The following is a 17,810-nucleotide window of genomic DNA, read 5'->3' as shown; positions in this document are numbered from 1 at the left end:
AACCATGAGCGTCTACTACACACTCTGCTTTTTGGCAGCGTTGGCGATCCTGATCGCCTTTGCCAACCAGTATGTCGTGAAGATCCAGACCACCATCGCCATCACTGCCGGATCCATGCTGATCTCCGCCCTGATGGTGCTGTTTGGCAAACTGGGTTGGTTCAACCTTGAGCCCCTGGCCATCGAAACCATGAAGAGCATCGACTTCCAGAATTTCCTGCTGAAGGGGATCCTGGGCTTCCTGCTGTTCGCTGGCGGCATTGGCATCAACCTCAAGGCCTTGCGCAGCCAGAAGTGGGAAATCACCATACTGGCGATCTTCTCCACCCTGCTCTCCACCTTCCTGATCGGTTACGGCTTCTGGTTCATCGCCAAGCTGCTGGGCTGGGAAGTACCGCTGGTCTATTGCCTGCTGTTCGGGGCCCTGATCACCCCCACCGACCCCATTGCCGTGCTGGCCATCGTCAAGAAGATGCAGGCACCCCCCCAGATCGCCATTCAGATCGAAGGGGAATCCCTGTTCAACGACGGTACCGGTCTGGTGATATTCGCCACCATATTTGCCGTGGCGTTTGGCGGCGTTGAGCCGACCTTCGGCAGCGTCGCCGGTCTGTTCCTGCACGAGGCCCTCGGTGGCATCTTGTTCGGCGCCGTGCTGGGCCTCATCGCCCACGTGATGATCAGTGCCACCGACGATGGCTCCCTGGAGCTGCTGCTGACCCTTTGCATCCCGACTGCCGGCTTTGCCCTCGCCAACATGATGGGTGTCTCCGGTGCCCTGGCCATGGTGGTCACCGGCATCATGATCGGCAACTGGACCCGTCACTCCGGCTTCTCCGAGCAGAGCAGCCACTATCTGGATCACTTCTGGGAGTTGATGGACCAGTTCCTCAACGCGCTCTTGTTCCTGCTGATCGGTCTGGCACTGGTGCTGCTGGATCTCGCCTGGCGTGACTGGATCCTGCTGGTTATCGCGGTACCGCTCTGCCTGGCGGCGCGCTTCATCAGCGTCTCTGTCCCCTTCATGGCCTTCCGCCGTTTTCGCACCTACAACCGCTTCACCATCCGCATCCTTACCTGGGGCGGCTTGCGTGGCGGTCTGGCCATGGCCATGGCGCTGGCATTGCCTTCCGGTGTCATGATGATACCCGAGCACAACGTCGATCTGCGTCAGGTCATACTGGTGATGACCTACTCTGTGGTGATGTTCTCCATCGTGGTGCAGGGCATGACCATTACACCCATGATCACCGCGGCCAAGAAGGCCAGCGGCGACTACTGAGTCACCGTCTGACAGTGATTGACCTGCTGAAAAAGGGCTCCCGACGGGAGCCCTTTTTATCTCGGATAACACGACAAAAACGGATCTGGCACAAAATCACCAAATAATTGTTTGCTTTTTATTCATATCGAGGAGAGAATGCGCGCCGGCTAGTTAATCAGCCCTGTTTATGTTTACCCTGCAATGCTTCACTCACGATGAATCCTGTCAGTATCCGCATAACCTCCCTCTGATTTACTCGCCTCGAGAACCGTCAGGCTGTCTGCCTGCGTTGCCCGGCTCTCACGGCGCAGACCCGCTCTGCCCACCCAATTTGATTTATGCATCAGCATATTCCTTGATAGTGCAGACGCCCCTGACAGGGCTGGGTATTCCTGCGCGCTTGTTGACCACAAAGTCGACCGCGTCCATTAACCTGACATTTGCCAACACAAGGAGCAAACACTTAATTTATATAGAGAAATTTCATGATGAAAGCCATACATACACACAAACCCCTGCGTCGTAGCAAACCCATCAACCTGCCTGTCCAAGAGCAGGATTCCGATGCGTTCCTGATCCAGTTCAGCACCCGCTTCAGCGGCGGTTTCGCCATCTCCTGTGATGGTATCGCTGGCGAGTTCTCCATCGAAGACCTCAACTGATCCTGCCTGCCCTCCGGCAGCGCCCGATGCAGACAGGCCGCAACTCACGGCGGCCTCTTTGCTTCAACTCCTATATATTCTCCTGAACCAGCACCGTCAGCATCGCCTTCCATCACTGACTGAAAGCTGCATCCCCGTTTCATACCTCAGGCCAGGTTCGTTTCAGCTCCGGCAGCCTCCAGCAGCAGACACGCGTCGGCATCCTCGCTCAACTTGACAAGCCGGCTTTGTACCAGCCCCAGCTTGGCCAGCAGTGTCAGTGATCGTTCGTTGCCCGGTGTGACTATGGCGATGACACGCACAATCCCCAACCTTTCCCGGCCGTCCTGCAGCGCCGCCTTTGCCGCTTCTATGCCATAACCCTGACCACGATAGGCGGGCAGGAAGGCATAGCCAATGTCTTCACAGGGCAGGGTGTCTCGCCTGATCAAACCACAGATGCCAATCTTGGCTTCATCGCCTCTGCGCGCCACCAGATAGAGGCCGTGGCCATGGCGAGCATAACTGACCGCGGGCCCTTGCTGGATGTAGTGTTCGGCATCCGCCAGGGTACGCACACCGCGATCGCCAATGTAACGGTGGAAATCGCTGTCGTTGAGCAGCTCAAGGATAAAGGGAGCATCAGCGATGGTCAGTTCGCGCAGCAGCAGGCGCTCGGAGAGGATCATGACAAGGGCTCTTTCAGAAAATACAGGCCTTCAAGACTGCCTCTGCACCGCAGGGTTAGCAAGGCAAACCCCATGAAAAAGGGCCGCATTGCGGCCCGGTGACAATATGAACGGGCTCAGGCCGCCAGCAAACCCGCATAGCCATTGCCGTGTTCCCGCATCGCCACCAGCACGGCGGCGCAGTCAGACCATGGCAGACCAAGTCGGTCTGCTACCTGAGTTGGCCACTCGGGCGGCGCTACCTCCCCCACATCCGATTGGGCCGCCAGGGCGATGGCCAGATGGATCAGGCCAGCTTCGACAGAAAACTCCTTGGCCAACATGGGGTTGTAGTGGTATTCCACCGCATGGCAGATACTGAGGGGAAATTGCCAGCGCTTGGCCATCTCGGCCCCGGTCTGGGCATAGTTGAAACCAACCACCAGCTCCTCTGCCTTGGCGCGCCCCTTGCTGGGTTCAAGATCCTGAATGTGGTTAACCATGTTTTCCGGCAGACCCACATGCATGATGAGGCGCCCCATGTCGAACAGCAGGGCACAGGTGAACACCTCCTCCCCTTTCATGCCCTTTATCTTGGCCAGCAACCTGGCCAGCTCGGCCACATCGAACACGTTGCCCCAGAAGTGCCTGAGATCGATGCCGGGCACCGAATGAACAGATCCCGTCAGGCCGCAGGCAAGCACCATATTGCGTACCACATCGACTCCAAGCCGCACCACGGCTTCGTTGACGGTGGCAACCTGACGATTGCCGCCAAACTTGGCGGAGTTGGCCAGCCGCAGCAGCTTGGCAGAGATGACGGGATCCTTGTTGATCTTCTTGGCGATCAACAGGATATCCGGCTCCTTCTCATTGAAGGTCTGCACCAGATCGCGCATGACTTCGGGTACATTGGGCAGGTTTTGGGGATGGGATAACAGAGAGTCTATGGTGGGCATATTGATATCCGTCCATGCAATTTTATGATGGTTTTCGTTTGCTGACAGCAAACCCACGGATAAGTATGAGTAACAAAAACTGGCGCCACAGAAATGTTTTTATCGCAATATTTCAATGTGTTAATGCCAGCTTCGTTATACTGGCATCTTTTATGGCATCACGAGGAAGTACACCATGAGCGAATCCACCGAGTTCTTTGACGAGCAAACCCTGCTGGAGATGGTCGACAACCAGCTGATCGACGGTCATCCATTGCAGGTCAAGGCGACCCTGATGCGATTGGTGATGAAGGGCACCCCACGGGAAGAGGCGCTGCAATATATCGCCTGCGCCCTCGGGGCCGAGCTGATGGCGATGGAGGCTGAACAGGGCCCCTTCAACCTCGAGCGCTACGCCCAGTTTCTGGATTCCCTGCCCGAGATGCCCTGGGCGGAATAAACAGCCGTACGCGAACAAGGGGAACTTGTCGGCAACCCATGCCACGATGCCAACACCCGCGCCACAGACTCACTAAAAAGCCGGATCCTGACAGGATCCGGCTTTTTTCTAGCGGTTTTACGCCGCTCAGAACTGGGAGTTGACGATCACCTCTTCCCCCAGGGCGCCAGCCAGCGGCAGTGGACGATAACTGGAGTTTGCCGCCCGCAGCAGCCGAATGCCGCGAATGCCGACCTCCTGCGCCGCCTTGATATCCCCGTCCGCATCACCGTAGAAGACCTTCATCTGCTTGTCCTTGAGCCACTGCACCTTGGTGTTCTGGCCCGGCTGATCGCCGGCGAAGATCACCGGATTGAGTCGATCGGCGGGGATCCCCATGGTCTGCTGCAGGGTCTGGCTCACGGTTTCCGTTTTGGTGGCCGAACGGCCAGTGACGAAATAGATGTGATCGCCGCGTTTGAGGTGCATGGCGATCAGCGCCTTGCCCACCTCTTTCGGCATGCTGAACGCATCCCAGCCGTTGTTCATTTTCTCCCAGAAGGCGGGGTTCTTCAGATAGCTCTCGTCGTTGGGCGAGAACTCCTGCTTGCCGCGATAGAAACCCGAGCTGGAGAAGAGCAGGGTATCGTCGATATCAAAACCGACCGCCATCGGGGGTAGACCATCCAGACTCTTGGCAATCTGCTCTACCGAGACCCAGTGAACAGGAGCCTGCTGGGCCAGGGTCACAGTCGTGACACCAGCCGGGCTGGTCACGATCTGATCGGCCAGGGCGGGCAGGCTGAAGGTGGCTGCAAACAGGGATGCTATCAGGGTAAGACGGGAAAAAGCGGGCATGGCACAACTCATGACGTGAATGAAACAGGGTGCCAATCCTGCCCCATGCTGCCGATGCAAACCGTGAAACTCGCCACAAAACAGGGCTCGGTGGATAGCTCCAGCCCTGTTTTGTCCCCTCGGAATAAACATCCAGCAACCGGAAGATGACAAGCCTCTTTTGACCCTTTATTCCAGCCGGAAGAGCCGGAGTGGGCTATAACTGCTTAGCACCCTTTATTGACATCAAAATCAACGACTCCCTCTCACTGGAGATGCCATGGACGCGCACACTTCCTCTTCCAAGACCACCGGTTCGGCCCCTTCCCCTCATCAGGCCGGGATGGACGCCATCGATCAGGTGCTGGCCCGGCTCGAACTCTCGCCAGAGGGGCAGATCCTGGATGCCAACCCTCATTTTCTCACCATCATGGGCTACCCGCTGGATGAGCTAAAGGGCAAGCACCACGGCATGCTGCTCTCCCCGGATGAGGCTAAGTCTGCCACTTATGACACTTTCTGGGAGACGCTGCGCAGCGGCACGTCACAGGAAAGCGAGTTTCACCTGCTGGATAAACAGGGGCGGGATATCTGGATCAGGGGTGCCTGCAGCCCGGTTCTGGATGCCGAGGGGCAGCTGACCCGCATCATCGTATACGCCATGGATCTGACCGGGCAGAGGCAGCTCACTGCCAGCTTCGAGGGCCAGCTCAATGCCCTGAGCCGGGTCATGGGCAAGGTGGAGTTCTCGCTGGATGGCACCATACTGGATGCCAATCCACGCTTTCTCGACATAGTGGGCTACCGGCTGGAGGAGCTGAAGGGCCAGCACCACAGGCAGCTGGTTGACCCGGACTACGCCCAGTCGGCGGATTACCGTACCTTCTGGGAAACACTGCGACGGGGCGAGTTTCTCGCAGGCGAATTCTGCCGGCTCGGCAAGCAGGGACAGGAGGTCTGGATCCAGGGATCCTACAACCCGGTGCTGGATCTGAACGGCAAGCCCAGCAAAATCGTCAAATTTGCCACCGACATAACGGCGCAGGTGGAGCAGCACCGTCAGCTCAAGCGTGCCATGGTGGAAGCGGAAGAGGCCGCCAGAGTTCGCGAGGAGCTGCACAAGTCGCTGCAGGAGATGTCGACCCCTGTCACCCCTATCTGGGACGGGATCCTGCTGCTGCCATTGGTGGGGATCATCGACTCAATGCGCACCGCCGACGTGATGAACAAGTCGCTTACCAAGATTGCCGAAACCCGGGCCCGGGTCTTCGTGCTGGATATTGCCGGTGTCGCCACCGTGGATACCGGCGTCGCCAACCAGCTGATCAAAATCACCAAGGCAACCCAGTTCATGGGCTGTGAGGCCATCATCTCGGGAGTCTCCCCCGCCATTGCCCGCACCATGGTGGAGCTGGGGGTGTCGGTCGGTGACGTCCGTACCACGGCAACCCTGAGAGATGCCTTCGAAATAGCGCTCAAACGGGTCGGTTCCACCCTCTAGGATGCGGCCATGACCATGCAGCTCAACAACGATCTTGGCATCGCCGATGTGGCCGACTGCATAGTGGTCAGCATGCGTCCCGATCTCGGTGACGATGGCATGCAGATGCTGATGCAGGCCCTCTCCCAGCGACTGGTACACGGGCGTCACCATGCAGTGTTGCTCGACTTCTCCGGTGTCATGCTGCTGGATCACCATGAATTCAGGCAGGTACGCAAGCTGGCCGAGGTGTGCCGCCTGTTAGGCGCCATCTGCCTGCTGGTGGGGCTCAATGCCGGGATCGCCGCGTTTCTGGCGCTGGCCGAAGCGCAGCCCGGGCCGCTGCGCTGCTTCATCGACATGGACGATGCCTTCGCCCACGTCCGCCGTCTCAAGGGCGAGGAGTAAACCGCCATGATGCAAGAGCATGCGACTCAGGAGGCCAACTATCCGCTGCGCCACGATATCGATCTGCACCTGACGGTGATGGCGGTGCGTCGGCTCCCCTTTATCGCCAGCCTGTCTGACGTGGATCGTGCCATGCTCTCCACCGTGGTTTCCGAGCTTGGCAGCAATATCCTGAAATACGCCGGGCAGGGGGAGATCACCCTGACCCTCCATCACCCCAAGGGACGAGCCTGCATCGACATCATCGCCCGTGACAAAGGGCCCGGCATACCGGATGTGCATCAGGCCCTGCAGGATCACTACAGCACCTCGGGCACCCTGGGGCTGGGGCTGCCCGGCGTGCGGCGCATGATGTCAGAGCTCACCATCAGCACACCGCCGGAAGGGGGCACCCTGGTGCAGGCTCGCAAGTGGCTGGGCTCGGCACCCTCGACGATACGCCTCACAATGCCAACCCAGCCATGGGGTCAGTCTGGTTTGAAACTGGCATGGGCCAGCGAAAACAGGCCCTGCTATCCGGAAAAGGTCTCCGGCGATCTGGTCTTTATCCGGCCCACCCCCGACGGCGCCTTGCTGGTGCTGATCGATGTCAGCGGCCACGGCACCTCGGCCAACAAGCTGGCACTGACACTGGAAGAGGCGCTGCAAAACACCCCTGAGCAGGAGCCGGCACCTCTGCTGCAGCTGTTGCACCAACACTGCATCGGTACCCGGGGAGCGGCAGCTGGCATAGCCCTGGTCAACAGTGAACGGGGGGAACTGAGCTACGCCGGTATCGGCAACACCCGCATCTGTCTGCGCGGCCATGACCTCTGGCGCGGCATCTCCCGCGATGGAGTGCTGGGGGAGCGCTTCCCCACCCCCTTGCTGCAACGCCAGCCCATGGAGCCGGGGGATGTGCTGATGCTCTATTCGGATGGCATCAGCGAGTCGCTCAACCTGCGTGACGGCGCACTGGATCTGGGGGCGGATCCCGCCATCCTGGCCCGTCAAGTCATAGACCACAGCGGCCGCAGCACGGACGATGCGAGTTGTATCGTGTTGCGGGTACAACCGGAGAAGGAGCGCTAGATGCGGCAGCGGATCGGTGATATCAGGCTCTCTGGCCCGGCGGCAGCCCTCACCGCCAGACGCAAGGTGATCCAGGTGCTCACCTGCATCGACAAGAACCCCACCTTCGTGGCGCCGCTGGCGGGTACCACCTCGGAGCTGGTGCGCCAGCTGACGGCGACCACCGACTCGCTGCAACTCCAGCTGTGGCTGGAAAGCCATACGCAGGAGCTGTGGGTCTCCCTCTCGGCGGACGAGCCACTGCTGCACAGTCCGTCCGGCGCTGCCCATGGCAACATCCGGCTGGTTCCTCACTCTGACACTGACATCGCCCTGGTGTGCCACCTGCCGCACTGGCCCGATGACACTCTGCTGTTGCAGATGCAGCAGCAATTCGCCGAACCGACCCGGGATGAGCTGTTCGCCGTGATGCAGACCAAGAATCAGGAGCTGGAGCAGGCCTATGAGCTGGCAGAAAGCGCGACCCGGGCCAAGAGCGATTTTCTCGCCAACATGAGCCACGAGATCCGCACCCCCATGAACGCCATCCTGGGCATGGCCCACCTGGCCCTGCAAACCCGGCTCGATCCGCAGCAAGCCGACTATGTGGGCAAGATCCAGCGCTCGGCCCAGCACCTGCTCGGCATCATCAACGATATCCTCGACTTCTCCAAGATAGAGGCGGGCAAACTGGATCTGGAGCAGATCGAGTTCGATCTCGACCATGTGCTGGAAAATCTGGCGACTTTGGTGGGCGAGAAGGCCGAAGCCAAGGGCATAGAGCTGCTGTTCGAGGTCGACCACCAGCTCGACACCCTGCTCTATGGTGATCCCCTCCGGCTCGGCCAGATCCTGATCAACTATGCCAACAATGCGGTCAAATTCACCGAGCAGGGGGAGATACTGGTCAAGGTCACTTGCCTGGAAAAACTGCCGAAAGAGGTGCTGTTGCACTGTTCGGTGCAGGACACGGGGATCGGCATGAGCCAGGAGCAGCAGCAGCGGCTGTTCCAGTCTTTCCAGCAGGCGGACAGCTCCACCACCCGCAAATACGGCGGCACCGGCCTCGGGCTCGCCATCTCCCGCGAACTGGCGGCATTGATGGGGGGTGAGGTCGGCGTGCAGAGCGAACCGGGCAAGGGAAGCACCTTCTGGTTTACAGCCCGACTCGGCCGTGGCAGATACAGATCACGCTATCTGCCGAGTCTGGACCTGCGTGGGCGCCGCATGCTGGTGGCCGACGACAGTGCCAGCGCCCGCACCATACTGGCTGCCCTGCTACGCAGCATGAGCTTCGTGGTGGACACCGCCGAATCGGGTCAGCAGGCCTTGCAGATGATCGCCAGTGCCGAGCATGAAGGTAACGCCTATGAGGTGGTGCTGCTGGATTGGCACATGCCGGGGCTGGACGGCATAGAGACGGGTCGCCGCCTCATCGCCCGCGGTCTTGGCAAGCGGCTCTATCGGGTCATGGTGACGGGTTATGGGCGGGAAGAGGTCTTTCGCGAAGCCCAGTCCGCCGGCTTTGACCGGGTGCTGGTCAAGCCGGTGTGTGCCTCAGTGCTGTTCGATACCATCATAGGGCTGTTTGGCCATCAAACCACGGCGATCACCTTGAAGCCCCCCCAGCCCAGCCACAGCTATCGCTTCGACGGACTCCGCATACTGCTGGCAGAAGACAACGAGCTGAACCAGCAGGTGGCGATGGAGCTGCTGCGAGCGGTGGGAGCCGACGTCAGCATCGCCGGCAATGGTGCCATAGCCCTGAAAATGGCAGAGCAACAACCATACGACCTGATCCTGATGGACATGCAGATGCCAGCGATGGACGGACTGGCCGCCACCCGTCAGCTGCGCGAACAGGAAGACGCGGGGCAGCACATCCCCATCCTAGCGATGACGGCCAATGTCATGGCCGGTGACAGAGAGCGCTGCCTGGCAGCGGGCATGGATGACCATATCGCCAAGCCCATCGACCCCGACAAGCTCTATGCCGCCCTGCAGCGCTGGGTGCCCGCCTTCAGCCGTGAAACCGATGCAACACGCAAGACTTCACCCTCACCACAGGACATGCCTTTACTACCGCAGTTAAGGGCCCTCGGGCTCAATGCCGAGGCGGCCCTGCAACGGCTGATGCACAACTGGGAGTGGTATCAGGACCTGCTGCAACGGTTCGCCCAACAGGGAACCCAACCCATGCAGAGCCTGATCACCGCCCTGCAGACAGACGACCGGGAGGAAGCCCATCGGCAAGCCCATACCCTCAAAGGGATTGCCGCCACTCTGGGCGCCGATCCACTGCGAGATATCTCGGCCAGGCTGGAGAGTGCGATCTCCCGCGGAGACGACACCACCAGCCTGCTACCGCTGGCCGAACAAGGGCTGCAGATGCAACAGCAACTGAGCGATGGCGTACTGGCCCTGCTGCCCACCCAGACAGCGCCCGGCCTGCCGGAGCAAGAGCCAACAGACATAGCGCCCCTGCTGGCGCAGCTGACCCAACTGCTGGTGGAAGATGATGCAGAGGCACTGACCCTGTTCCAGCAACATCAGAAACAGCTGACTGGACAGCTGGGAGAAACAGCATCGACGATGGCAGACGCCATGACCCGCTTCCGTTTTACGGATGCACTGGCACACCTGCAACAAGTCCGGGCTCTCAGGCCCGATCTGTTCAACCAAGAGTGAGGCACCACTATGCTCAACTTGCTGGATCCCGACACCAAACCCACACTGCTGGTGGTCGATGACACCCCTGAAAACCTCTCCCTGCTCAGCGCCCTGCTGGGCCCGCACTATCGGGTCAAGGTGGCCATCAGTGGCCAGCGGGCGCTGGAGATACTGTCATCAGGCACCCGGGTGGATCTGATCCTGCTCGATGTGGTGATGCCCCAGATGGATGGCTATCAGGTGATGCAGGCACTGCAGGAGATGCCGCAAGCGCGGCATATTCCGGTGATTTTCCTGACCGCCAAGGTAGAGGAGAGCGCAGAAGCGCACGGACTGGCACTCGGCGCCGTGGACTATATCCACAAGCCTATCTCTCCCGCCATCGTACTGGCTCGCGTCAGAAACCACCTTGAGCTGAAAGCTGCACGGGATCTGCTCCATGACCAAAACGCCTATCTGGAACAGGAGGTGGAACGGCGCACCCGTGAAAACGAGCTGATCCAGAACATCACCATCCACTCCCTCGCCTCTCTGGCCGAGACCCGGGACAACGAGACCGGCAACCACATACTGCGCACCCAGCACTATGTGAAGCTATTGGCGGAAACCCTGTGCGATCACCCTCGCTTTCGTGCAGAGCTGACCCCAAAGACCATAGATCTGCTGTTCAAGTCTGCCCCCCTGCACGATATCGGCAAGGTCGGCGTACCGGACCGGATCCTGCTCAAACCCGGCAAGCTGGATGCGGATGAGTTCACCCAGATGAAGCACCACTCCATCCTCGGCAAGGAGGCCATAGTCCACGCCGAGGAAGCGCTGGGAGTGGAGGTCGAGTTTCTGCGGCTGGCCAAGGAGATCGCCTGCTACCACCACGAAAAATGGGATGGCACCGGCTACCCCTACGGTCTGATGGGGGATGAAATCCCCCTGTCGGCCCGACTGATGGCACTGGCAGATGTGTACGATGCCCTCATCAGCAAGCGGTGTTACAAGGCGGCCATGTCCCATACGGAGGTGGTCCCCATCATATTGGCGGGGCGCAGCAGTCACTTCGATCCCGACATCACGGATGCCTTCGCCCGCATCCACCTGCTGTTTCACGAAATTGCACTGCGCTACAACGATGACAAGGAGACCAACCTCGACTAGGCGGCGGAGTCCGCAGGCAACAAGTCAGTGAAGATGAAGCCGTCCCGCTCTACCGTCTCTCCCACGTACATCGTCAACGGGCGCAGAAACATGGGACCATCATAGGCCAGGGTGTGAAACTCGCCGTTCTCGCCGCACGGATCCACCCCCTGCGGCAAGGCCGCCAGCAGGGCAGGATCGAAATCGTGACCACCCAGGCTGGCATCCAGCTTTTTCGGGTCAAGGGAGCTGATCCTGGCCCTCAGCCCTGCCGCCATCATCTGCCGAGCCAGCTCGTCCGTCTTGCTGCCCCACAGCGGGAACAGGGGCTCTATGCCCGTTCCCACCAGCTGTTTCTCCCGATAGGCGCGCACATCCTCGAGGAAGAGGTCGCCAAACGCCATGTGGCGGATCCCCTGCGCCACCACGCTCGCAATGAAGTCGGTCATGATGCGGGCGTAATCCTCATTGGTGCAGGGCCAGGGCAGATCGAGGGTAGTCAGCGGCAACCCTACACACTCGGCCTGCTGCATCAGCAACTGCTTGCGTACCCCGTGCATGGCCACCCGCTCGAAAGCCTGATTGAGGGTGGTAAACAGCCCCACTACCTCGATGGCCGGATCCTGCTGCAATCGGAGCAGTGCCCAGGCGCTGTCCTTGCCACTGCTCCAGGAGAGCAGCACCTTTTTCTTCGTCATGATTTCTCCCACTGTCTCTTCGTCATGATATTGCCGGTCTTGCTGCACCAAAAAGCTGCAAGACTGTATTGCGAATTGTGCGATTTACATAGCGGGATGCAAAAGCATACCCTCGGTAATGAGCGTCTCCCCTGAAAGGATGGGGAACAATAACTAAAAAAACGATGGGAAACATAAGGATATGACGACAGTCACGCAAGCTTACGACCACAGCCGCCCCCTCAACCGACAGGATTACAAGACACTGAGCCTGGCAGCCCTCGGTGGAGCCCTCGAATTCTACGACTTTATCATCTTCGTCTTCTTCGCCGTTGTGATCGGCGAGCTCTTCTTCCCGGCCGATATTCCCGAGTGGCTGCGCCAGTTCCAGACCTTCGGCATCTTCGCCGCAGGCTATCTGGCTCGCCCCCTTGGCGGCATCATCATGGCCCATTTTGGCGATCTCATCGGCCGCAAGCGGATGTTTACCCTGAGCATACTGCTGATGGCGCTGCCCACCCTGATGATCGGCCTCTTGCCCACCTATGCGGTACTGGGCATAGGTGCACCGCTGGCCCTGCTGGGTTTGCGCATCCTGCAAGGAGCCGCCATCGGTGGTGAAGTACCGGGCGCCTGGGTGTTCGTGGCGGAGCATGTGCCCGCCCGCCGGGTCGGGCTCGCCTGTGGCACCCTCACCGCCGGACTGACTGCCGGCATACTGCTCGGCTCCCTCATCGCCACCGCGGTCAACAAGAACCTGACCCCGGCCGAGGTGAGTGAGTGGGGCTGGCGAGTTCCCTTCCTGCTGGGGGGCATCTTTGGCATAGTCGCCATGTATCTGCGCCGCTGGCTGCATGAAACCCCTGTCTTCGCCGAGATGCAGGCCAACAAGGCGCTGGCGGAGGAACTGCCGCTCAAGACGGTGCTGCGCAGCCACAAGGGCAGCGTGGTGATCTCCATGCTGCTGACCTGGCTGCTCTCCGCCGGTATCGTGGTGGTGATACTGATGACCCCCACCTATCTGCAGAAGGTACATGGCATCAGCCCGGCCGATGCCCTGACCGCCAATTCCCTGGCCATCCTGGCCCTGACCCTGGGCTGCATCGTCTATGGCAGGCTGATCGATGCCCTCGGCAGCGGCCCCACCTTCATGCTTGGCTCATTGCTGCTGGCAGGTTCCAGCTACGCCTTCTATCACGGTCTGGTAGCGGGCACAGAGCAGCTGGTACCGCTCTACATGCTGGCGGGCTTCGCGGTCGGAATTGTCGGGGCCGTGCCCTACGTCATGGTCAACGCCTTCCCGGCGATAGTGCGCTTCTCGGGATTGTCGTTCTCCTACAACGTGGCCTACGCCATCTTCGGCGGCCTCACCCCCATGCTGGTGACCCTGTGGATGAAGAACGACGTGCTGGCTCCATCCCACTATGTGGTGAGCCTGTCGGCACTGGGCTTTGCCATCGGTCTGCTGCTGTGGCTGCAACAGCGCAACCAGCGGCAGACGGCGCCACAAGCCGCCTGACCAACGAAAAAGCCCCGGACATCTTCGGGGCTTTTTTATTGTCCTTGTGTTCAGTACGGCCGACATAGGATAGCCTCCCCCCTTAGGGCCAGGCGAATACCTGGCTCAGACTGTCACCCAATTCCGTTATCCGAGGCTCAAGATGTTCTTTCAAGTCGTATTTCTCGCCTTGCTGGCGCTGCTGCCCATGGTCAACCCGCCAACCACGGCCACCCTGCTATTGGGGCTGAGCAAGGGCATGTCGCGGGAGCATATACGCCGCCAGGTCAACCTGGCGGCTATCTATCTGTTTTTCACCCTCTGCATCACCTTCTTTATCGGCTCCTCCATTCTGGATCTGTTCGGGATATCCATTCCAGGCTTGCGGCTGGCAGGTGGTCTCATCATCGGCTTTATCGGCTTTCGCATGCTGTTCCCAGCCCCCAGTCAAACCAACGGGGTCGATATCAACCAGAGCATCGCCTTCGTGCCACTGACCATGCCCAGCATGTGCGGGCCGGGTACCATGGCGCTGGTGATCAGCGGCGCTGCCCAGATTGCCGAACTGCCCGACGAGTACAACCGCCTCACCATCTACGGCGCCATGGTCACAGCGTTTGCCCTGATGAGTCTGATCAGCTGGGGCGTATTGAAGCTGGCGGATCCGGTCTGCAAGATCCTCGGCGCCACCGGCATCGATGCCATGACCCGGATCATGGGTTTTCTGCTGGTGTGCATGGGCATGCAATTCTGTATCAACGGCATCAAGGAAGTGGCACAGGATCCTGTCTTCCACGGCGCACACTCGATACACACCACGCCTTCCTTGCCATCCCTGCCAGACACCCCTGATCAACGACAGGAGCCGCGCCACCCCTGACTGAAAACGGTGTCAAAAAACCTCACAAATCGCCACTGATCTTGCGCCTGATCATGTTATTGACACACAAATGAGTTAGTGTGTTTTTCATACAGATTCAGTTCAGAGATCAGTTGTTAGGTTTGCAGGCAGGCGCCCACTTACTTCAGGAGATGTGCAAATGATGGAAAAGATGCTGACCGAAATTGGAAGCTACAGCCTGTTTCATGAATATCTGAATGTAGTTGGTGTAGCCAGCCCAGCCCTGGCCCGGATAAAAACCCGATGGGAGTACAAAAAAAGCGATCGTCTGGTGGCCCAAATCAGGGTCGACCAACAAGGCAATGCCCGCTTCTACATCGATGCCAGAGCCATATCGGTCAACTGACCCTGTCACCCGTATCCAGCAGCCCCGGCCAGTCGCCGGGGCTTTTTGTTGTCTGGCTTGCACTACCCAAAACAATGACCCCGGCACATGGCCGGGGTCATTGACAACATAGTGGGTTAAACCCCTTACTGGGTGCCACCCACTGTGAGTTGATCCAGCTTGAGTGTGGGCTGGCCGACACCGACCGGCACGCTCTGTCCCTCTTTGCCGCAGACGCCGACACCACGATCCAGTGCCAGATCACTGCCCACCATGGAAACCAGACTCATGGCTTCCGGACCATTGCCTATCAGGGTCGCGCCCTTGATGGGGGTGGTGATCTTGCCATCCTCGATGAGGTAGGCCTCGGAGGCGGAGAAGACAAACTTGCCGGAAGTGATATCCACCTGACCACCGCCGAAGTTGGGAGCATAGATACCCTTCTTCACCGAGGCGATGATCTCAGCCGGATCGTACTGACCCGCCAGCATATAGGTGTTGGTCATGCGCGGCATCGGCATGGCGGCGTAGGATTCGCGGCGGCCGTTACCTGTGAGCGGAACCCCCATCAGGCGGGCGTTCTGCTTGTCCTGCAAGTAACCCTTGAGGATGCCGTTCTCGATCAAGACGTTGTAGCCGCCTGGCGTCCCTTCGTCATCGATGGAGACGGAGCCGCGCCGACCCGGCAGTGTGCCGTCATCGACTATGGTGCAGTGCTTGGAGGCCACCTGTTCGCCGATGCGGCCGGCAAATGCAGACGAGCCCTTGCGGTTGAAGTCCCCCTCCAGGCCGTGGCCCACGGCCTCGTGCAACAGCACGCCGGGCCAGCCGGCACCGAGTACCACCGGCATGGTACCAGCGGGAGCATCAATGGCCTCCAGGTTGACCAGCGCCTGACGCACGGCCTCGCGCACATAGCCAAAGGCGCGGCTCTCCAGCCCGTCCAGCTCCAGGAAATAGTCATAACCACAACGACCACCACCACCGGCGCTGCCACGCTCGCGGCGCTCGCCTTTCTCGGCGATGACGGTCACCGACAGCCGAACCAGGGGGCGTATGTCAGCAGCGAGCGTCCCGTCGGTGGCTGCCACCAGTATCTCTTCATAGACACCGCTGATGGAGGCCATCACCTGATTGATAACGGGATCAAGACTGCGGGCGAACTTGTCCATCTGCTCCAGCAAGGCAATCTTCTGGTGCTTGTCGAGGGTCTGCAGGGGATCCATGGCCGGATAGAGCAGGTTGGCCTCTGTACGAGCCCAGGCCTTCACCTTGCCCTGAGCACCGGCAGCGGCAATGCCGCGGGCAGCAGTGACCGACTGTTGCAGCGCCAGCAGGCTCAGCTCGTCGGAGTAGGCAAAGCCGGTTTTCTCGCCACTGACGGCGCGTACCCCGACCCCTTGGTCGATGTTGTAGCTGCCATCCTTGACGATGCCGTCCTCCAGCATCCAGGACTCGTGCCAGCTGCGCTGGAAATAGAGATCGCCGAACTCCACCTGGTGGCTCATCAGGCTGCCGAGCAGCTGCTGCAGCCGCCCTTCGTCGAGGTCGTTCGGGGCCAACAGGGAGGCACTAACCTGGCTCAATAGACTCAATCTTTCTCTCCACTCCCGATCCGGGATTTCACAATAAGATCCCATGCCATAGCGGCCTGGGCCAGCACGCGGGGCGTGCCTTGTTCATTCGTTGTCAGAGACCTGACCCGCCGACAACAGGCGGGCGTGCTGCAGCACTGGCATGGTTCGCTTCAATTCGTCGCCCAGCTCGGGATCCATGGCAGCCAGCACGGTCGCGCGGCCCGACGGCTGGCATGCCAACACTCTGCCCCAGGGGTCGATCACCATGCTGTGGCCCCAGGTATGGCGCCCGGTTTCATGGGTGCCCCCCTGGTTGGCAGCCACCACATAGCACTGATTTTCGATGGCGCGGGCCCGCAGCAGCGGCTCCCAGTGCGCCTCGCCGGTCACGGCAGTAAAGGCGGCAGGCACCAGCAACACCCTGGCACCGGCGCGTGCCAGCTGGCGATAGAGTTCGGGAAAGCGCAAATCATAACAGATAGAGAGGCCGAGGGGACCAAAGGGGGAGTCTATCAGCACGCAGTCCTGACCAGGACTGAACGTCTCCGACTCCCGATAGCGCCCCTGATTGTCGGCGACGTCCACATCGAACAGGTGGATCTTGTGGTAATGACCCTTGAGCTCCCCTGCCGAGTCAAACACCAGCGAGCTGGTATGGATATGGTCTGAACCTGCGATAGTCGTCGGCATGGCACCCGCCACCAGCCAGATGCCGTACTCTTTGGCCCAGGCAGCCAGTTGCTGCTGGATTGGCCCCTCACCGATCCGTTCAGCGCCATCGAGATAGCCCTGCCGCTCGCCAAACAGGGCAAAGTTTTCCGGCAGCAGTACCAGCAAGGGACGCTCCGCTGGCAGCGCCGCCAGCTCGGCGGCGATCTGCTCCCGGTTATCCTGCCAGTAACGACCGGATACCAGCTGTATTGCGGCTAACCACATGACGCGCTCCTTGTCCTTGGTGCAAGCCGTCAGAGGCTGACAGCGTCTTTGGCTTGCAGTGTGTAGTCCAGCACTATGATACGGCCCAGCACGGGACGGAAGATGGCCTTGAGGGCCTCGTGATCCGGATGGGGCAGGTAACGCTGACGGGCCGCCTCGTCCGCAAAGGTCATCAAGACGCTGTGGGTAAAGCCTTCGGCGCGCCCCTCGGGGCTGTCATTCTCCCCCCACTCGACCGCCACCACGCCATTGACCCTGGCAGGTATGCCGAGAAAAGCCGCCCTGACAGCGGCAATATCGTCAGCCTGGGTGCCCGCTTTGAAGGCAATCAGCAGAATATGTCGGATCATGGCTCTCTCCTTGAGCGTAAGCA

18 protein-coding genes are annotated in these 17,810 nt (G+C 60.0%); 11 read left to right on the top strand and 7 right to left on the bottom strand.

Going from position 1 to position 17,810, the window contains the following annotated elements; translation table 11 throughout:
* Positions 1-4 precede the first annotated feature (4 nt).
* Positions 5-1,282: a cation:proton antiporter gene (locus AC1P02_RS07110; RefSeq protein WP_005316302.1), complete on the top strand. Its 1,278-nt coding sequence runs from the start codon at positions 5-7 to the stop codon at positions 1,280-1,282.
* Between the two features lie 467 nt (positions 1,283-1,749).
* On the top strand, positions 1,750-1,926 hold the full coding sequence (locus tag AC1P02_RS07105) for a hypothetical protein (RefSeq protein WP_005316304.1): 177 nt from the start codon (positions 1,750-1,752) through the stop codon (positions 1,924-1,926).
* Between the two features lie 146 nt (positions 1,927-2,072).
* Here AC1P02_RS07105 and AC1P02_RS07100 read toward each other — a convergent pair whose 3' ends face one another.
* Together AC1P02_RS07100 and AC1P02_RS07095 are read right to left on the bottom strand one after the other, a co-directional pair.
* On the bottom strand, positions 2,073-2,594 hold the full coding sequence (locus AC1P02_RS07100) for a GNAT family N-acetyltransferase (protein ID WP_005316306.1): 522 nt from the start codon (positions 2,592-2,594) through the stop codon (positions 2,073-2,075).
* A 116-nt stretch (positions 2,595-2,710) separates the two neighbouring features.
* Positions 2,711-3,532: an HDOD domain-containing protein gene (locus tag AC1P02_RS07095; RefSeq protein ID WP_192895803.1), complete on the bottom strand. Its 822-nt coding sequence runs from the start codon at positions 3,530-3,532 to the stop codon at positions 2,711-2,713.
* 175 nt (positions 3,533-3,707) lie between these two features.
* Between AC1P02_RS07095 and AC1P02_RS07090 the strand changes: the two genes are divergently transcribed.
* Positions 3,708-3,971 carry a hypothetical protein gene (locus AC1P02_RS07090; RefSeq protein WP_005316314.1) on the top strand — a complete coding sequence of 88 codons (264 nt, stop codon included), beginning with the start codon at positions 3,708-3,710 and terminating at the stop codon, positions 3,969-3,971.
* 126 nt (positions 3,972-4,097) lie between these two features.
* Here AC1P02_RS07090 and aphA read toward each other — a convergent pair whose 3' ends face one another.
* A complete protein-coding gene (gene aphA, locus AC1P02_RS07085) occupies positions 4,098-4,808 on the bottom strand; it encodes an acid phosphatase AphA (protein ID WP_485184721.1) in 711 nt (236 codons plus the stop codon).
* A 259-nt stretch (positions 4,809-5,067) separates the two neighbouring features.
* On the opposite strand from aphA, the gene AC1P02_RS07080 reads away from it, so the two are divergent.
* The 5 genes from AC1P02_RS07080 to AC1P02_RS07060 are packed head-to-tail and all read left to right on the top strand — an operon-like array spanning position 5,068 to position 11,544.
* Positions 5,068-6,288: a PAS domain-containing protein gene (locus AC1P02_RS07080; protein ID WP_485184719.1), complete on the top strand. Its 1,221-nt coding sequence runs from the start codon at positions 5,068-5,070 to the stop codon at positions 6,286-6,288.
* A 15-nt stretch (positions 6,289-6,303) separates the two neighbouring features.
* On the top strand, positions 6,304-6,675 hold the full coding sequence (locus AC1P02_RS07075) for an STAS domain-containing protein (protein WP_096117741.1): 372 nt from the start codon (positions 6,304-6,306) through the stop codon (positions 6,673-6,675).
* A gap of 6 nt (positions 6,676-6,681) precedes the next feature.
* Positions 6,682-7,746 carry a SpoIIE family protein phosphatase gene (locus tag AC1P02_RS07070; protein WP_485184717.1) on the top strand — a complete coding sequence of 355 codons (1,065 nt, stop codon included), beginning with the start codon at positions 6,682-6,684 and terminating at the stop codon, positions 7,744-7,746.
* Positions 7,747-10,413: a response regulator gene (locus AC1P02_RS07065; RefSeq protein WP_485184715.1), complete on the top strand. Its 2,667-nt coding sequence runs from the start codon at positions 7,747-7,749 to the stop codon at positions 10,411-10,413.
* A gap of 9 nt (positions 10,414-10,422) precedes the next feature.
* Positions 10,423-11,544 (top strand): response regulator, encoded by a 1,122-nt coding sequence (locus tag AC1P02_RS07060; protein WP_059168870.1) that lies wholly within the window; start codon positions 10,423-10,425, stop codon positions 11,542-11,544.
* On the opposite strand, the gene AC1P02_RS07055 is transcribed toward AC1P02_RS07060, so the two are convergent.
* Complete coding sequence (locus AC1P02_RS07055) at positions 11,541-12,221, bottom strand: Dph6-related ATP pyrophosphatase (RefSeq protein ID WP_485184713.1); 681 nt, start codon at positions 12,219-12,221, stop codon at positions 11,541-11,543. The genes AC1P02_RS07060 and AC1P02_RS07055 overlap by 4 nt on opposite strands.
* 181 nt (positions 12,222-12,402) lie before the next feature.
* On the opposite strand from AC1P02_RS07055, the gene AC1P02_RS07050 reads away from it, so the two are divergent.
* The 3 genes from AC1P02_RS07050 to AC1P02_RS07040 all read left to right on the top strand — a co-directional run bounded on the left by AC1P02_RS07050 (position 12,403) and on the right by AC1P02_RS07040 (position 14,945).
* Positions 12,403-13,719 carry an MFS transporter gene (locus AC1P02_RS07050; protein ID WP_113720775.1) on the top strand — a complete coding sequence of 439 codons (1,317 nt, stop codon included), beginning with the start codon at positions 12,403-12,405 and terminating at the stop codon, positions 13,717-13,719.
* Positions 13,720-13,861: 142 nt separating this feature from the next.
* Entirely contained in the window at positions 13,862-14,578 is a 717-nt protein-coding gene (locus AC1P02_RS07045) for a MarC family NAAT transporter (RefSeq protein ID WP_485184710.1), read from the top strand.
* A 163-nt stretch (positions 14,579-14,741) separates the two neighbouring features.
* On the top strand, positions 14,742-14,945 hold the full coding sequence (locus AC1P02_RS07040) for a hypothetical protein (RefSeq protein ID WP_170321042.1): 204 nt from the start codon (positions 14,742-14,744) through the stop codon (positions 14,943-14,945).
* Between the two features lie 125 nt (positions 14,946-15,070).
* Here the strand turns inward: AC1P02_RS07040 and tldD are convergent, their stop codons facing one another.
* From tldD to AC1P02_RS07025, 3 genes are all read right to left on the bottom strand, one after another.
* Positions 15,071-16,519: a metalloprotease TldD gene (gene tldD, locus AC1P02_RS07035; protein WP_058394778.1), complete on the bottom strand. Its 1,449-nt coding sequence runs from the start codon at positions 16,517-16,519 to the stop codon at positions 15,071-15,073.
* An 84-nt stretch (positions 16,520-16,603) separates the two neighbouring features.
* On the bottom strand, positions 16,604-17,437 hold the full coding sequence (locus AC1P02_RS07030; protein WP_429179285.1) for a carbon-nitrogen hydrolase family protein: 834 nt from the start codon (positions 17,435-17,437) through the stop codon (positions 16,604-16,606).
* A 29-nt stretch (positions 17,438-17,466) separates the two neighbouring features.
* Positions 17,467-17,787, bottom strand: coding sequence for a Dabb family protein (locus AC1P02_RS07025; RefSeq protein ID WP_125729798.1), 321 nt, complete (start codon positions 17,785-17,787; stop codon positions 17,467-17,469).
* Positions 17,788-17,810: the final 23 nt, after the last annotated feature.

Source organism: Aeromonas sp. TS_SC_11, assembly GCF_057318915.1.
This window is presented reverse-complemented; position numbering and strand designations above follow the sequence as displayed.

Excerpts from the sequence above, each read along its gene's own strand:
- AC1P02_RS07110 (WP_005316302.1), top strand. The coding sequence starts at position 5 with ATGAGCGTCTACTACACACTCTGCTTTTTGGCAGCGTTGGCGATCCTG.
- AC1P02_RS07105 (WP_005316304.1), top strand. The coding sequence starts at position 1,750 with ATGATGAAAGCCATACATACACACAAACCCCTGCGTCGTAGCAAACCC.
- AC1P02_RS07100 (WP_005316306.1), bottom strand. The coding sequence starts at position 2,594 with ATGATCCTCTCCGAGCGCCTGCTGCTGCGCGAACTGACCATCGCTGAT.
- AC1P02_RS07095 (WP_192895803.1), bottom strand. The coding sequence starts at position 3,532 with ATGCCCACCATAGACTCTCTGTTATCCCATCCCCAAAACCTGCCCAAT.
- AC1P02_RS07090 (WP_005316314.1), top strand. The coding sequence starts at position 3,708 with ATGAGCGAATCCACCGAGTTCTTTGACGAGCAAACCCTGCTGGAGATG.
- aphA (WP_485184721.1), bottom strand. The coding sequence starts at position 4,808 with ATGCCCGCTTTTTCCCGTCTTACCCTGATAGCATCCCTGTTTGCAGCC.
- AC1P02_RS07080 (WP_485184719.1), top strand. The coding sequence starts at position 5,068 with ATGGACGCGCACACTTCCTCTTCCAAGACCACCGGTTCGGCCCCTTCC.
- AC1P02_RS07075 (WP_096117741.1), top strand. The coding sequence starts at position 6,304 with ATGCAGCTCAACAACGATCTTGGCATCGCCGATGTGGCCGACTGCATA.
- AC1P02_RS07070 (WP_485184717.1), top strand. The coding sequence starts at position 6,682 with ATGATGCAAGAGCATGCGACTCAGGAGGCCAACTATCCGCTGCGCCAC.
- AC1P02_RS07065 (WP_485184715.1), top strand. The coding sequence starts at position 7,747 with ATGCGGCAGCGGATCGGTGATATCAGGCTCTCTGGCCCGGCGGCAGCC.
- AC1P02_RS07060 (WP_059168870.1), top strand. The coding sequence starts at position 10,423 with ATGCTCAACTTGCTGGATCCCGACACCAAACCCACACTGCTGGTGGTC.
- AC1P02_RS07055 (WP_485184713.1), bottom strand. The coding sequence starts at position 12,221 with ATGACGAAGAAAAAGGTGCTGCTCTCCTGGAGCAGTGGCAAGGACAGC.
- AC1P02_RS07050 (WP_113720775.1), top strand. The coding sequence starts at position 12,403 with ATGACGACAGTCACGCAAGCTTACGACCACAGCCGCCCCCTCAACCGA.
- AC1P02_RS07045 (WP_485184710.1), top strand. The coding sequence starts at position 13,862 with ATGTTCTTTCAAGTCGTATTTCTCGCCTTGCTGGCGCTGCTGCCCATG.
- AC1P02_RS07040 (WP_170321042.1), top strand. The coding sequence starts at position 14,742 with ATGGAAAAGATGCTGACCGAAATTGGAAGCTACAGCCTGTTTCATGAA.
- AC1P02_RS07030 (WP_429179285.1), bottom strand. The coding sequence starts at position 17,437 with ATGTGGTTAGCCGCAATACAGCTGGTATCCGGTCGTTACTGGCAGGAT.
- AC1P02_RS07025 (WP_125729798.1), bottom strand. The coding sequence starts at position 17,787 with ATGATCCGACATATTCTGCTGATTGCCTTCAAAGCGGGCACCCAGGCT.